The following is a 15,557-nucleotide window of genomic DNA, read 5'->3' on the forward strand; positions in this document are numbered from 1 at the left end:
GACGTGATGGACTTAAATTTCAGCACGTTGCCTCTTTGTTTATTTGGGCGAGGGAGTTAGAGGAAGTGAATGCGGCACACCTCACCGTTGTGTGCTGAGAATTGACCAACTTTAAACAGAGGCAGGTTACTCTCGGCCAGCAGTGTTTCCAAGTGTTCAACGTGTTGTGGATCAACTGCAATCATCAGGCCACCACTGGTTTGTGGGTCGCATACAATGGCTTTTTGTTGTGCGGTCATTTTTGGCAAGCTGTCACCGTAACTGGCGAAGTTGCGGTGGGTGCCACCCGGTACGCAACCTTGTTGTAGATACGTATCCACTTTGGGAAGCAATGGCAATTCTTCTGTATGAATGGTAGCGTTTAGGTTAGAGCCCCGACACATTTCAAGCAGGTGGCCGGCGAGACCAAACCCTGTCACGTCAGTCATGGCATGCACACCGTCAAGGCGCGCGATCTGTTCACCAATCTTGTTTAGTTGGCACATGGCGTTTACCGCGATGTCGGTGTCGCCTTCGGCAATTTTTTTTCTGTTTCTGCGCGGTGGTCAGAATGCCAATCCCCAGCGGTTTGGTGAGGTAAATGACGTCGCCTTCACGCGCGTGATCGTTACGCTTAATGTGGTCTAGCGCCACTTGACCGGTCACCGCCAAGCCAAAAATGGGTTCAGGTGAGTCGATGCTATGACCGCCCGCCAAACAGATGCCGGCATCCGCACATGCTTTACGGCCCCCATCAACCACTTGTTGCGCTACGTCGGCCGACAATTTGTTGATTGGCCAACCAAGAATCGCAATTGCCATAATGGGAGTGCCGCCCATGGCGTAAATGTCACTAATGGCGTTCGTCGCAGCAATACGGCCGAAGGTAAATGGGTCGTCCACGATAGGCATAAAGAAGTCCGTGGTGCTGATAATACCCACTTTGTCATCGAGTTTATAGACTGCCGCGTCGTCGCAGCTTTGGTTGCCAACTAACAGGTTAGGGTCAACAAAATTGGGTTGTTGAGAGGCAAGAATGGTGGCAAGCACTTCGGGGGATATTTTGCAGCCGCATCCCGCGCCATGACTGTATTCAGTCAAGCGAATCGAATCTTCAATCATAATCAATGCTCATGTTCTGATGCTAAAAAATATTTGAATATTTAAAATAATATATGAATGATGACTCGACTCGCTGATCTACATCATGAATCAGTGATGGCAAGAAGACGAATGTTAAAATGGTCGCTAAAAATCCGCGTTTTGATATTGGGTTACATTACTAAAGCAATGGATAACGAGATATACGTCGAATGTTGGGTGTAGTCGTAGGTTTAAAGTAGCGTCAGAACTTTCTTACTTAATTTCGCAAAGTCATTTAAAATCAATTGTTTATTTTATTTATTTGAAGCTGCGTTATTTGACTTTGTAGTTTCACAGATTACCCTGATTCCCCAGTCAGAGGAATCGGTTATGTTCGGTACGTTAAAAAAAATCTCCTTATTGAGCGCCGCGTTGATTTGTGTTGCGGTTTCATTCGGCGCATCTGCGAACCAAGATGACAAACAAACCATTGTTGTTGGTGTGATCACTCAACGCGAATCAGCCGATTCCATTTTAGACAGTATTGGCCCTTTTTATGGTATTAACCTTGATTACCTTGCAAATATCACCAAGGTATTAAACCTTAAGCTCGAACTACGTGCTTACAAACACATCGTCCCTCTACTTAATGATGTAGAAAATGGTGTGATCGATGGCGCAGTGGGCTTTAGTAAAACGCCCGAAAGAGAAAAAAACTTCTTGTTTTCTAAGCCCTTCTTCTCGAGCACCATTGCCGTGTGGTATCGCGATGAAAACTCCAAAAATCGAGAAATTCAGAATCTGAAATGGGTCTGTGTCGAGGGGAGTGTTTATTGTGATGGAATTAAAGCTCTGGGTGCATCCGATGTTCACTATGTAAAAACACGCGTTGAAGCGTTCGATGAAGTACGTAGCGGACGTGCTCATGCTTTAGTTTCTACCTATGTTGCGATCAGTCAGTACTTAGATAAGAATAATGTCATTAACGGTGTGGTGGATATTCCTAACTGGTTGCATCAAGAGGAGGTGAGCTTTATTGCTTCGTTAAAGCAAAATGAACTCATCGACCAAATCAATCGAATCTTAGAGTGGGAGCAATCAGGTCGCAACATCCGTTCAGTGGCCTCGCAAAACCGTTACCATATTACAGACAAAATGTTGATTGATTATCGTAAAACATATGGTAGCGATCACGTCATCACATATAGCAGCAGTGAGCAGGCGTTTCCATTCTTATCCAGTAACCCAGAGTCAGGTGACGTTGACGGTTTTTTGCCTGACTTTATTGAGCTTATTCAAGCTCGAACAGGTTTATCATTTCAGTTTAATAAACCTAAATCCAGCCTAAACAGTGGGTTAACAGAGTTCAATGCAGACTTGGTTCCAGTTGCTTATGTTGACCAAGTTCCTGTGTCTGACTGGTTACTGACTCAACCATTTATGCAGGATAAGTTTGTTGCAGTCCAAGCTAAGAGTCAGGTTGAAACCTTTGAAAAACCGAATGCTGGCATTCTCCTTAGTTTTAATAAACAAGGTGTGGTCCCTCTCGATACTTGGCAGGAAAAACGTTTTAAACGCTACAGTGATCTCAAAGCGTTGCTGTCGGATTTGAAGCAGGGTGCCCTTGACGTGGCATACGTACCCGACGATATCGTTCACAGCATGATTGTGCAGGACAACGTAGACGGATTGACGATCAGTGAAAACAATACGCTTTCGTTTTCTATTGCTTTTGCGGTTGCCAATCATGATGCCCAACTAAAAAATGTGCTTGACAGCGTAATAGCAACGATCGATTCAAATGAAATAGAAAAATTGCTGCGCTCATATAGAAATTTCAATCTGGTTTACGGCTACAACGACAAGCAGATCACAATAATGGCCTTTGTTGGCGCCGCTGTTTTTGCTGTGTTCTTGATTATTGCCTATTTCATATTGGCTCATTTACGCCTTAAGGTGAATTTGGCTGAGTTGAACGCAAATAATGAAGAGAAAGAAAAGCAGTGGTTGATGGATATTATCCAAGAGATCAATAGCCTTGTTTTCATTCATAGCGAAGATAACCACCTTGAAATGAGTAACTGTGCCCGTTATCAAAGTGGTCAATGTAAGCAGTGTTTTCTTCAAAGTGTTAACACAGCACGCCCATTAGTTGATAACGAAGGTGAACTCGCCTGTGTGATTCGCGGCCAGAGAATTTCAGAAGAAACGGCAGCTTCAGGTTGTGTGATGGGGATAAGTTACATTCATCGTGAGCGTAAAACGATTGCAGCTCCAAATGGTAAAAAGAAGTTTGTACTAACGGTAGTCCACGATATTACGCAGCAAAAAGCGCGAGAACAGGCTCTGATGGATGCCCAAAAAGAAGCCCAATCAGCGGTTCGTGCTCGTGAAAACTTTCTAGCGACCATGAGTCACGAGTTAAGAACCCCAATATCAGCCACGCATGGCATACTCGATCTCTTAGAGCACCAAGTACTAGAACCTTCGAGCCGAGCGCTGCTTGCTCAGGCCATGCGTGCACTTCGCCACTTAAATACGTTGGTCGATGAGGTATTGGACTACTCGAAGTTAGAAGCGGGTCAGTTAAATATTGTTCCGGTAAAAACGGATCTACTGCCGGTGCTATGCGATGTATTAAAAGGTTTTGAACCAAAAGCGCGTGATAAAGGATTAGATTTCAAAGTTACGATCAAACCGATAAGCGAATCCGTCTTTGAAGTCGACTCCTTGAGACTGGTTCAGATCATGACGAACTTGCTGTCCAATGCGGTGAAGTTACTAGTGAGGGTGAAATTGCGACGAGTATCGTTGTACAGAATGAACAACTCACCTTGAAAGTCGCCGATACCGGAATTGGGATGTCAGAAAATCAAGTCAAAGGCGTCTTGAGCCCATTCGTCCAAGCTGACGACACCATTACTCGCAAATTCGGTGGCACAGGGTTAGGGCTTAGTATCGTTGACCGGTTGGTGGATTGTATGGGGGGCAACCTGATGATTGACTCACAATATGGGCTTGGAACCACGATCACCGTTCGACTACCAGTGACAGCTTGTGAAGCACACGCCAAACGTCATTTTAATTGGACTTACAGTGAATCACTGCCATTAAGTATTCGCCAATGGTGCGAAGTGTGGGGAATGGCACCAGCGAGTGTTGACCCAGATTTAGTCGCAGAATTTGACCACAATGAACATTTTATTGGCGTTATGTTTAACGCTGGTGACAGGACAACAACGTCGTTATCTAAGCAGGAGCTGCAATATCCGTGTGCATTGTTCCGTCTGTTCAGTCAAGAGCAACACGTACAACACGGTGACGATTTGCAAGAACTTCAAATAGAAGCGATTCACTGGGCATCTGGAACGGTATTAGTGGCGGAAGATAACCCAATCAACCAAAGCGTTGTGCATATGCAATTGCAGAAGCTTGGCATACAGCCTGTTATCGTAAATAACGGACGAGAGGCGTGGGAATACATCAATAAAGCAAAAGATGTAGAACTAATTTTGACCGATTTTCATATGCCAGAAATGGATGGTTTTGAGTTGGTTCAAAAAGTGAAAAGCAGTCCACAGTTCCAGTCGATTCCTATTGTTGGTGTTACCGCCGAAGACTCTCGCCTTGCCAATAACAAGGCGAAGGACATTGGTATCGATGATGTGCTGTATAAGCCGTACGATTTAAACGATTTGAGGACCATATTACTCCCTTTTATTGCTAAAGAGCACGTGTCGCATACATCAAAGTGGATAGAAAAATACAACGAAATAGAAGCAATGGAAATTGCAAAAATTTTTAATACCTCAATGGAAATTGATATTAACAACTTAAAAACCCTACCAACAGAGAATGAATTAAAACGAGTTATACACGGCATCAAAGGTGCGGTAGGCGCAGTAGGACTAGATTCATTAGCGGACTTATGTATAAAGCCGAACAAGCCGCTGGGATGGAATTTGAGAAACGTATCGGGGAATTAATATTACGTATCGAACGGGAGGTCGAGAGCATTAATAAGTGGATATGTATACATGAATAAAATACTCAATGTGATGGTGATTGATGATCACCCTCTTCAAACGACTTTATTGAGCCATGCGCTACGTAAACACGGTGCCAGTGTTATGCGCTTCAATAGTGTTGACCATGCGATTACTTGCGCCACAGCCGGTGATATCGATGTGATATTTTGCGACATCATGATGCCCGGCAAAGACGGTATTGACATGATGGAATTGCTTCATCAGATCGAATACAAGGGCAAAGTGGTGCTCGTCAGTGCAATGGAGCTCACGATTATTTCTGCATTGCAGGCGATGTGTGCTGAATTTAGTTTTGATGTGATAGGAAAACTGCAAAAGCCTTTCAAAAGCGCAGATATTGCTAAAATTATTCGCCAAATGAAGCAAGAAACAGAAGGAATAGCGTCATCTTCACCTGCTGTTGATATTCAAGACCAAGACTTTTTATTTGCCTTGGGGAAAGACCAAGTAAAAAATTACTATCAACCCCTTGTTAATATGAAAACCGGAGAAACCGAAGGTTATGAAGCTCTTGCAAGGTGGATCCACCCTGATTTTGGAGTATTGACCCCTTATTACTTTTTATCCACGGTTGAACGCTGTCAACTGTCTTCAGAATTATTTGAAGCGGTTTTTAGTGGTGTCATTTCGGATATGCAAAGCCACAGCTCGATCAGTCGAGTGTCTATCAATGTCGATCATAACAACTTAGCGGACCGACATTTTGCTACCCGGTTTCTGCAACGTTGTCGTGACTTTGGCACCGATCCGTCGAGACTCACGATAGAGATAACCGAGCGAGATGCGTTCCAAGCTAATGCGGTTATCTATAAAAATTTGTTAAAGCTCAGGCTGAATAGAGTCACAGTATCTATTGACGACTTCGGAACGGGATTTTCAAGTTTTGAAAAGTTAGCCCAGCTACCCTTTAATGAACTCAAGATCGATCGTTCACTCGTAACTGGCGTGAGCAGTGATCTGAAAAAACAAAATATTGTCATTGCAATTTGTGCACTAGCCAAGAGCTTAGGCATTAAGGTTGTCGCCGAAGGTATCGAGGATGAAATAACGTTAAGAACCCTGCGCGGTTTCGGTATCGACCTTTGCCAAGGTTTTTATTTTGATAAGCCCATGCCATTAGAAGCAATATAAATTGAAATAAGAAGAATACAATGAACTGTTTAATTTTTGATGACCACCCACTTGTTTGTATCGCAATTAAATCACTATTGGAGGGGCTTGACATCACTAAAGAGGTGATGAGCGCTACTTCTGCAAAATCAGCACTGCAGTCGATAAAAGAGCATGATATCGACTTAATTATTTTGGACGTTAACTTAGCGGATTGCGACGGATTTGATTTCTATAAACGAATTAAATCACATGGCTACGACGGTAAGATTATATTCTTTTCTGCTGAGTCTAGCCAAATGTACAGTCAAATGGCGTTTCGCTCTGGTGCGGATGGATACGTGTGTAAATCAGAGGATCACGCCATTCTTAAAGATGCTATTGAAGCAGTCAGTAAAGGGTATACCTTTTTCAAATTTAAACAAGTCACCAGCGAAGTGCGGGATGTCCCGATGCTCTCAAACAGAGAAACCGCTGTCATGAAGTTTTTAATGCAGGGCAAGTCCAACCGTGATATTGCAGAAATTCTGTCCATTAGTGATAAGACGGTGAGTACCTATAAACGTCGCGTACTCGACAAATACAATGTAAAAAACATCGTTGAGTTAACTAAGGTTGCGGGCGAGGTTAGTGAAGCGGTGTGAGGTTAGCTGCGAAACAAAAGCACGTGAGGAGATGGATTTAACCATGTGTCGTGATGTGAATGGGCGAAAAGTGTAAAGGGGTGGCAGGTGTGAACACCAAGGTTAAAAATATTTCTCTATCGTTGTTTATCGCGACGTTGTTATTCGTTACATCAGTGACGGCTATAGGTGCCGTATTGATTTCGTATGAAGTGAAACAGTTTCATACCTATGTGGAATATCTGTCGCGAGTGAAGCAAAAGGTTATACTGTTTGGCTTGTTGGCAGAGTCTGAGCTCAGACAGAACGGTGACTTGAGCGCAAAAGAGGTGGAATCTAATACCGAATACTCTTTTCAAGATGCAGTGTATTCGTTGAAGCCAAATGATTCTCTGAATTATGTGGAAGCGGTCGCTCGTAAAGTATTTCACCAAGCGGAACAGTATTTGTCCAGTGTCTATCAGCAGGGCTCTTCGGTGCTCTATTTTCGCTCTTATAGTGGCAACAAGTTAATACTGGAATATCCTATTGACGGACTGAAAAACGATAAAGATGCGTTTGATTTGGCATTATGCGCAGAAGAGATGACATGTCTTGTCGCAGCGTGGAAAGGCCAGCTAGTGGATCGCGTCCTCATTTCTTTGCCTTTTAAAAGCAAATCATCCAATGAAATGGCACTTAGCATCATGAGTCCTGTGTACTATAAAGGAGAGTTAGTGGGGGAGTTTGGATCTCAAATTTACCTAGAACAATTGTACGGTGAAGGGAAATCTATCACCACGACAACGACGAACGGCAGTGAACAGATCATTATTTATTTCTCGGATTATCCTTGGGAGAAGTTTGCTTATACTCAGTCGTTTATGGCAGACAATACCAATTTGATCGTGTATCAATATCCGTTTAGCAAAGTGATTATTGATTATAGCTTTCTTTACGTCATCTATTTTATTGTTGCGTTAGCTTATTTTGTCAAAGTTCAGGAGTCGAAACAAAGCCGCCTAAAGCTTGCCACGGCGCTGACTGATGTTACGAAAGATGAGTTAACTGGGTTGTTTAACCGACGAGTCTATAAAGACAAGACTTTTCAAAGTCGCTTGGTCACGGAGAGCTATTCTGTTTTGGCTATAGATGGTGATCGAATTAAACGAATCAACGATCGTTACGGTCATCATGTTGGTGACGAAGTTATTTCTATCATTGCAAATACAATGAAAAAAGTATTTCGCAACAGCGATTATCTTATTCGAACTGGTGGAGATGAGTTTGTGGCTATTCTACCTGGATGCAGTCGCAGTCAGGCTTCTATACTTGCGACTAAGTTACAAGCAGCAGTGAAAGAAAATCGATTAAAAACGCTAGATATTGAAATCAGTATCAGCGTTGGTTTGGCTTCTGGTGAGACTAATGAAAATGTTGAAGATGTCATCGTGCGAGCAGATGAAGCGTTATATAAAATGAAACAGCAACGCGTATGACGGAGGTAACTATATGATTAACTTGACTAAATGTAAGTTATGACCTTATATAGTAAAGCAGCTTGTTTTTATGGCTGCTTTTTTGTAAGACCCTTTTAAAATGGTACCTCGTGTGAAAAAAGAGCTGGATCTCAATCTACTAAAAATATTAGTACTATTAGAAAAACATCGTCAGCTTAAGCCGTAGCTAAGACGCTGGGGAAAAGTGAAGCTTCGATAAGTAAATATCTTGCTCGCTTGCGTTTCCAACTTAATGACGAGTTATTTATTCGGCATCCTCATCATTTAGAGCCGACTGACTATTTAACTCGCCAGTTACCCAAGATCTCTGCTGCGTTGGATCAATTGGAAATGAGTGTAAATGGTACAGAGTTTGATCCAAAAACCTATGAAAAGGACATCACGATATGCTTGCCCCAAGTTGCGCAATATTCGTTTGGACATCTACTAGCAATGGAACTTATGTCGCTGTTTCCCAAGGCGTATATTACGCTGACAAGTCACTCAGACAATAGTATCGAAGATATATTACTAGGGAAAATTGACGCTCAGTTACACTATTTTAACGATGAGTTGCCTAAGTCTATCCACCAACAGTTTATTGGTTATGCGCGTACTGGTGTTGTGGTTCCTGAAGAGATCGGCGTTACAACTCTGGAACAAGCGGCTCAATTACCGTTTGTGATGCTGAGCATCCTTGGCTGGAAGGATCGTGAGCAATTAGCAAAACAAGTAATGGAAGCGCAAGGTTGGCAAATCAATCGCGTTGCGTCTTTTGACAATGTCAGTGCAGTACTAAAAGTCATTAAAGAGCTTGGAGCGGCAACCGTCCTACATGAATTTCAGTCTCGAATGGACGGCTATCAGTTTATCCCTATCTCTGACTCTTTCTATCCTGATGGCTTGCCCAAAATCGTACTGCAAATTAAACAAAGCCATCGTCATGATGCAATGTACCAATTGTTGACCAGTACAATTACAAAATACATAACAAAGTCGTGATGAGTTATCCACAAACTAGTCGGTCTTCTGAATTTGAAATCGTATGCATTAACTCAATTAACGAAGTGGCATGATATTTTTTCAAAATTCGGGTTTTATAAGTACTGATGGTTTTGGCACTCAATGACAATTGTTCAGAGATGCGCTTGTTAGTGTAGCCTTGCGTTAGGTAGTGGAAGACCATGGCCTCTCGCTTCGATAACGCTACTGCACCTTTTGATTGCTTGTGTTTTAATTTGAATATTGAGTAACCACGAGAAACACTGACAATTGCGTCAAGAATGGTTTGTTTACTTTCACTCTTGTTGATAAAGCCATTTGCGCCAAGTTCGTATGCCGCTTTTGATAGGCTGGAGTAATCGCGCGACGAAACAAACAGTATTTTTCCTTGGTATCCTGTCGCCATAATGTTTTTGGCTAGACGCATACCGTCGCGATCACCGATGACAACGTCTAGAAGAATTAAATCAATCCGTTGATTTCGAACGAAGTCCATTACTTCTGCACAGTTTGTTGATTGATGTACATTTGCTACATTGAGTGCGGTTTTAATCAGGGTTGCTAGTGCCTCACTGTACAAAGGTTGTGCATCAATAATAAGAACGTTATTCATAGTGAACCTCATTTTATTCAATATAATTTGTGATGTCCGACTACCTGTCTTCGGATTTATTTGGATTGTAGGAAAAATCTTGTCCAAGTGAAGGAAAATGACATTTTCTAAAAATGAAATTCACCGGTCTCGCGGGAGACCGAAATTAAATTCTGTTCCAAGACCAACGGTTTGGCGTTCTTTGTAGAGCATCAAAAATCAATCAGTTTGCTGAGTGTAACTTGATATTATTTTTCGCAGACTGATACATAGAATCGTAGTTCATCTGGTGTAATTCTTCGTCGCTGTATAAGCTCCTGACAACGTAATCGCATGATTCTAATTTATTGAAAATATGATAGTTACCTTGGTAATCCAATGGACGCATTGACGCCAACTTAAGAATCGCAAGACAAGTTTTTGTGGAATTTGGCAACAGATCATGCAATTGAAAGTAACGGTCAAAGTGAGAGGTTACTTCTGAGGTAGAGATGCTTTTTTTCGTGGAAAGGAACTGTCGTAGTGCGCTGATCTTTTTATGCGATTCATACAAATTTTTTTCTAAATTTTTGAACATGTGCACTTGGCTACGAAGAATACTCGGATGCTGCGTTTTTCCAATAGACTCCCTGGTTTGAGGGAGAAGTGCTTTTACATCTTTAAAGAATGAGCAGTATTCAAGGAGCAGACAGAAGTGATATTGGTCGTAGAAATGTGTCAGGTTATTCGACTTCAGCGCTTGTTGTACGGCAGACATTGCGGTTTTCAAATTTCCCTTGATCAAAGCAATATGTGTTTTAATGAGCAGTGCCTGGGTTTTGAGATGATCGACTTTCTCTATTTCGCTGATCATCGGGTTCAGCCCGTAAAGGATATTTTCGAAATTACTGTTTGAAGGATTGAAAAGCTCGCGATAAAGGAAGCATCGAATGTAGTTGAGTTTCGTGAATACGCCACCTCTGAAGGTGTTTCTATTCTTTTCATAATAACGTTTTATATAAATAACGGCATCTTCAAATGAGGATTCCGCTAACGATAGGTTCGCAATCACCAGTTCCCGCTCTGCACCAGCATCAAGCAGCATTGTCGACTCTTTTAAATGTTCAATAGCCTTGGGTAAGTCTTCGTTAAGTACCGCTAATTTCGCCATTTCATCGTGGTAAAAAGGATTATCTTTTTTACTTTGTAACGTTTCTAATAACTGCTGTGCTTGGCCGAGATCGTTACTCTCTATTAGCGTGTTGGCGAGAGCCGTTTTTATCCAGTCAAAATTGTCTTCTTTGAGTAACAATTCGTATTCGTCACGTGCTTTCGTAAACTGTTTATTCTGTACCAAAGCGTGGGCACGGTATTTTCGGATGAGTTTCGAATACTCTGGATGAAGCGGTTGCAGCTCATCACAAGCATGCACGACTCCTTCGTAGTCAACTGCATGCAACTTTTCAAAAATTTGTAAGAGTGCGCTTCGGCGTCTGATAACAGACAGAACCCGTGCACGAAAAAAGACTTGGCTAAACGGCTTTAATAAATAGTCATCGGGTTCACTGTCAATAATAGAGCGTACAATCCTCATATCATTTTCTCCTGTGAGAAAAATGAACGCGGTTTTTGCAGGGAGGGTTTTGTGATGTCGCAGCTCTTCTAAAATTTGGAATCCATTAAACTGTGTTTGGAAATTATAGTCGCAGATAATGAGGTCATAGTGAGTTTGCTTACATAAACTAACGACTTCCATTGGAGTAAAAGCACATATGATGTCTTTGAATCCAGCTTGTCGCAGGATCAACGTGATACTGCTCGTTACTAGTCTTGAGTCGTCCGCGACCAGGGCCTTACACAAATTAGGGGTTATATTCATAGGTTGATACTGTTGTTGTTCAATTTCGCAAGCAAAAGGGAGCGCGATGCTCAACTTTGTATGAGTATAATTTTGTAAATGAATTAGTGTTGGTTGTATTGTTTTTCCAAGTTTTCACGTCAACGATACTTTGTTTGACTTCTTCTATTAGTGACGTCACCGTTTGTTGATAGCTTGATGATCCAGACTTGCCTGCTGCCTCTGCAAATAAAGCGGATCGATGAATAGAATCTATCCCTATTTGCGCTGCGCCAACTTTCAAGCGATGTAGTACAGGTAACAAACTTGGTAGGTTTGCTAAGTTTTCCGTTAACAACGCAACGTCGGCTTCCATTGCTTCAATATAGACGTCAGCCATTTGTACTCTTTGGACTTTGGGAAAGTTGAGTAACCATTTGGTATAGCGGGTCGTTATTGAATTCATCAGTTAAAAACCATCTACTGTATACATCAATCAATAGTGTTAAAAACGAATAGTTTGGTCAAGTTTAGAACTGTTTTTGGTAAATGTTAACGTTATGAAATTTAAGGATATTTTTGTTTTGTAGGATTTGTCTGACTCAAAGTTCAGAATGTTGAAGAGCCAACTAATAAGACAATGTAACTAAACGAGTGATTATAAACAGATAAATGCATTGTGTTTTTGTTCACTTTGGTCTTAACTACTCGAGTTAAACTGTAGCAAAATATCATTTATAGGCTTGATGAAGCGGAAATAGCTTTGTTTGTCGACATTGCAACGATCTCATGACTTTGCAAAGAGTGGATACAGTTAAATATCAGCTTGCAGTGTACTTTTTCTTCACACACTTAAAATAAGAATAACGTCAATGGTTCTCGATTACATAAATTTTCTCGCGATCGGACTGATCTTCCTCGGGTCATTCGTCCAAACCGCGATAGGTTTTGGCTTAGCGGTGGTTGCTGCGCCTTTGTTGATGCTTTGGGCTCCAGAGTATGTCCCTGCACCTATTTGCTTGGTCGCATTATTTATCTCTATTTTGAATGCGATGAAACATCGCAGTAGTGTAGAGATTGGTGGTTTAAAAATGGCATTGATTGGTAGAGTGCCAGGCTCAGTGCTGGGGGACTGATTTTGTCTTTTGTGTCAACGCAAGCGTTGACTTTGTGGATTGGTTTTCTTGTCCTGTTTGCCGTGATCGTGAGTGTTCTGCCTTTTCGTATTGAGCCGACACCAAGGCGCATGACATTTGCAGGTTTTTTCTCGGGCTTATTTGGTACCAGTGCCGCGATTGGGGGACCTCCAATGGCTTTATTACTTCAGCATCAAGATGCAAATAAGTTACGCGGTAATTTGTCGGCATTCTTTGTTGCGAGTTCAATCCTCTCATTGTTGGTACAGATACCCGCCGGTTATTTTAAACTGCACCATATCATTATTACGATTCCGCTATTACCTGCCGCGGCGCTAGGATATTGGTTGGCGATAAAAACAACGCAGTCGTTGCCAAAAGAAAAAGTGCGCCTGAGTGCGTTGCTACTTTGTTTTGTCAGCGGAATTACAGCGGTTATTCAAGGACTAAGCTAACTCTCTGCCTATGTGCTGTATTACCTGATTATATTCAGTTGCGTTTATCTCGGCTATAGTTAGTGTCACCAACTAAAACTGTAAAAGGAATGATATGATCACAGCATTATATGCTTGTATTTTAGCGTGTTTACTTATCTGGTTAGCGATTCAGGTGATTAAACAACGACGAGCGAACAAGGTGGTTTATGCGGATGGAGGCGTGGACGCACTCATCATCGCGAGAAGTGCGCAAAGTAACGCCAGTGAGTATGTACCGATCACGCTCATTTTAATGGCGTTGTTAGAATACAATGGAGCCGCTCCGGTTTGGATTCACCTAACGGGCGTAATCTTTGTTATTGGGCGGATTATGCATGCTAAAGCTATCCTACAGGATCGCTTAAAAGGGAGAGTAAAAGGCATGCAACTCACCTTTTTGATCATGGCCTCGTTGGTGGTGCTGAACCTGATCTTCCTCCCTTATGATAAAATGTGGTAGCGGGCCTACGATTGCTTCACGCAATTACTTCAGATAATCGATGGCCACGGAGTAGAGATGGCCATCGACCGATTAGATTAGACTCGACGACGGACAAATGGGCCTGTTATGCGGTGTCCAAAAACGTTAATGAGTGCACCCGTGATAATTAATCCTCCACCAATGTAAGTCCATATCGACGGAATTTCTTCGAAGATGACGACGCCAATAAGTCCAGAGAATACGACTTGTATATACGAATATGCCGACGCTTTACCAGCTTGTTGAGTTTGCATCGCTTTCGTCATTCCCAGTTGCCCGATTTGAGTAAATACGCCGACGAGTATCAGCATGAAGGTCAAATAGAGATCGGGTATTACAAAGTTATTTCCCATCAAAATAATTGAAGAAGGAAGGGCAACCAGTGAAAGTAGAAGATAATGACCGAGCTGTCTTCTGTTTGACTGAGCTTTCTGACAATGACATAGGCGATAGAGCTACCAAAGGCACCAAGCAGTGCGATCATGACACTAAAAGTCGGAAGCGCATGGTCCGCAGATGCCCCGACTTCTGGCCGCAACATGGTATAAAGACCAAGCAAACAAAATGAGATACATATGAACGTTGCTGGTTGAATACGCTCTTTAAGCAGAAAAAGCGCTAGCATAGCGGTAAATACCGGGTGAGTGTATTGGAAGATGGTTGCTTCTGCCAAAGGTAACGTAGTAACGGAATAGTAGACACACATGAGTGAAAACGTCCCAACCGCACCGCGAGCGAGCAACAATTTCTTATTGTTTCCCCAAATAGAAATACGCTTTCGCTTTACATCTAAGTAACTGATTATCAATGATACCAGAGCTCGAGCCGCGACAATTTCAAATACAGGTATCCCGTATTGACTGACGTGTTTTACTGTCGCCGACATTAGCGCGAAGCCAAAAGCGGAAAGAATCATAAATCGCACACCAATAGGAACCATGGTGCTGAGTGAATTGGACATGCTGTTACTCATTTATTGCGTGAGATCTCATTTTATCATACTAATAATTCAAAATAAGCAACAAAGTGAAAACATACTGGTGTTAAATTAGCCATTTATTGCTTTAACATTGAGTATATTATTGCTGATAGCACGATATAAATTAGACAGCTAAAAATACTTAACTAAACGAGGTCATCATGAAAGAACGTAGTGTGAAATGGCAGTGCCGATGGTGAGCGCGTTGACGCAGTGCTACTCCGTGTCTGAAAGGATTTCAATTGAGCCTTTATCGCGCAGACATGCCAAAGTGCTGCTGGGGGCAGTGAATCAGCATCGTGATAGTTTGTCTGGCTATCTACCTGGACGGAGTCGGTCACCAACATAAATGGTGCGCTTAGCTATATCTCAGAGCGGATTGGTAGCAAAGCTGTGGATTCTTATTGGTTCGCGATAGTTCTCAATGGCAAATTTACTGGCGTTGTTGGTACAAAAGGTGTGAACCAGACAACCAAATGTATAGAAGTCGGCTACTGGCTGACCCCTTATGGGCGCGGTCAAAACGTCATTGACCAAATTCTTGAAGTGCTAATTCCTTTCATTAGACAGAAAGGCAATGCCAAGGCAGTACAGTTTCATTGTATGGAAGACAATATCGCAAGTATCAACATTGCTGAGCGAGCTGGTGCAAAGTTAAAAGAGTACGTAGATCATGATTTTGATATGTTGGATCGCGCTCAAAGGCTAGGTATCTATGAGCTGCCTTTGACAGAAGGTTAAGGAATACTGCCA

7 protein-coding genes and 6 pseudogenes are annotated in these 15,557 nt (G+C 42.2%); 8 read left to right on the plus strand and 5 right to left on the minus strand.

What is annotated here, in order from left to right:
• Nucleotides 1–56 precede the first annotated feature (56 nt).
• A pseudogene (gene selD, locus SU60_RS04920) lies at nt 57–1,098 on the minus strand (selenide, water dikinase SelD).
• A gap of 354 nt (nt 1,099–1,452) precedes the next feature.
• On the opposite strand from selD, the pseudogene SU60_RS04925 reads away from it, so the two are divergent.
• From SU60_RS04925 to SU60_RS04945, 5 genes and pseudogenes are all read left to right on the plus strand, one after another.
• Nucleotides 1,453–5,107 (plus strand): annotated as a pseudogene (locus tag SU60_RS04925) (ATP-binding protein).
• Entirely contained in the window at nt 5,100–6,242 is a 1,143-nt protein-coding gene (locus tag SU60_RS04930; RefSeq protein WP_041154589.1) for an EAL domain-containing response regulator, read from the plus strand. The pseudogene SU60_RS04925 and the gene SU60_RS04930 overlap by 8 nt, the downstream one beginning before the upstream one ends.
• Before the next feature lie 20 nt (nt 6,243–6,262).
• The gene (locus tag SU60_RS04935; RefSeq protein ID WP_041154590.1) at nt 6,263–6,865 is read left to right on the plus strand and encodes a response regulator transcription factor; all 603 of its coding nucleotides are present in this window, start codon (nt 6,263–6,265) and stop codon (nt 6,863–6,865) included.
• Between the two features lie 59 nt (nt 6,866–6,924).
• Nucleotides 6,925–8,322 carry a GGDEF domain-containing protein gene (locus SU60_RS04940; protein ID WP_052481486.1) on the plus strand — a complete coding sequence of 466 codons (1,398 nt, stop codon included), beginning with the start codon at nt 6,925–6,927 and terminating at the stop codon, nt 8,320–8,322.
• A gap of 112 nt (nt 8,323–8,434) precedes the next feature.
• A pseudogene (locus tag SU60_RS04945) lies at nt 8,435–9,324 on the plus strand (LysR family transcriptional regulator).
• A gap of 4 nt (nt 9,325–9,328) precedes the next feature.
• Here the strand turns inward: SU60_RS04945 and SU60_RS04950 are convergent.
• The 3 genes from SU60_RS04950 to SU60_RS04960 all read right to left on the minus strand — a co-directional run bounded on the left by SU60_RS04950 (nt 9,329) and on the right by SU60_RS04960 (nt 12,132).
• Nucleotides 9,329–9,937 (minus strand): response regulator transcription factor, encoded by a 609-nt coding sequence (locus SU60_RS04950; RefSeq protein WP_041154591.1) that lies wholly within the window; start codon nt 9,935–9,937, stop codon nt 9,329–9,331.
• A 202-nt stretch (nt 9,938–10,139) separates the two neighbouring features.
• Nucleotides 10,140–11,774, minus strand: a complete 1,635-nt coding sequence (locus tag SU60_RS04955; protein WP_041154592.1) for a response regulator — start codon at nt 11,772–11,774, stop codon at nt 10,140–10,142.
• Nucleotides 11,775–11,793: 19 nt separating this feature from the next.
• On the minus strand, nt 11,794–12,132 hold the full coding sequence (locus SU60_RS04960; RefSeq protein WP_052481487.1) for a hypothetical protein: 339 nt from the start codon (nt 12,130–12,132) through the stop codon (nt 11,794–11,796).
• A gap of 472 nt (nt 12,133–12,604) precedes the next feature.
• Here SU60_RS04960 and SU60_RS04965 point away from each other — a divergent pair.
• Together SU60_RS04965 and SU60_RS04970 are read left to right on the plus strand one after the other, a co-directional pair.
• Nucleotides 12,605–13,323, plus strand: a pseudogene (locus SU60_RS04965) (sulfite exporter TauE/SafE family protein).
• Nucleotides 13,324–13,417: 94 nt separating this feature from the next.
• Entirely contained in the window at nt 13,418–13,804 is a 387-nt protein-coding gene (locus SU60_RS04970; RefSeq protein WP_041154593.1) for an MAPEG family protein, read from the plus strand.
• A 77-nt stretch (nt 13,805–13,881) separates the two neighbouring features.
• On the opposite strand, the pseudogene SU60_RS04975 reads toward SU60_RS04970, so the two are convergent.
• Nucleotides 13,882–14,786 (minus strand): annotated as a pseudogene (locus SU60_RS04975) (DMT family transporter).
• Nucleotides 14,787–14,997: 211 nt separating this feature from the next.
• Here SU60_RS04975 and SU60_RS04980 point away from each other — a divergent pair.
• Nucleotides 14,998–15,545 (plus strand): annotated as a pseudogene (locus SU60_RS04980) (GNAT family N-acetyltransferase).
• Nucleotides 15,546–15,557: the final 12 nt, after the last annotated feature.

It is taken from the genome of Vibrio mytili (assembly GCF_000830505.1).
Lineage (GTDB): Bacteria > Pseudomonadota > Gammaproteobacteria > Enterobacterales > Vibrionaceae > Vibrio > Vibrio mytili.

Bases quoted from the DNA above. Each gene is read 5' to 3' on its own strand.
- SU60_RS04930 (WP_041154589.1), top strand. From the start codon at position 5,100: ATGAATAAAATACTCAATGTGATGGTGATTGATGATCACCCTCTTCAA.
- SU60_RS04935 (WP_041154590.1), top strand. From the start codon at position 6,263: ATGAACTGTTTAATTTTTGATGACCACCCACTTGTTTGTATCGCAATT.
- SU60_RS04940 (WP_052481486.1), top strand. From the start codon at position 6,925: ATGGGCGAAAAGTGTAAAGGGGTGGCAGGTGTGAACACCAAGGTTAAA.
- SU60_RS04950 (WP_041154591.1), bottom strand. From the start codon at position 9,937: ATGAATAACGTTCTTATTATTGATGCACAACCTTTGTACAGTGAGGCA.
- SU60_RS04955 (WP_041154592.1), bottom strand. From the start codon at position 11,774: ATGAATATAACCCCTAATTTGTGTAAGGCCCTGGTCGCGGACGACTCA.
- SU60_RS04960 (WP_052481487.1), bottom strand. From the start codon at position 12,132: ATGGCTGACGTCTATATTGAAGCAATGGAAGCCGACGTTGCGTTGTTA.
- SU60_RS04970 (WP_041154593.1), top strand. From the start codon at position 13,418: ATGATCACAGCATTATATGCTTGTATTTTAGCGTGTTTACTTATCTGG.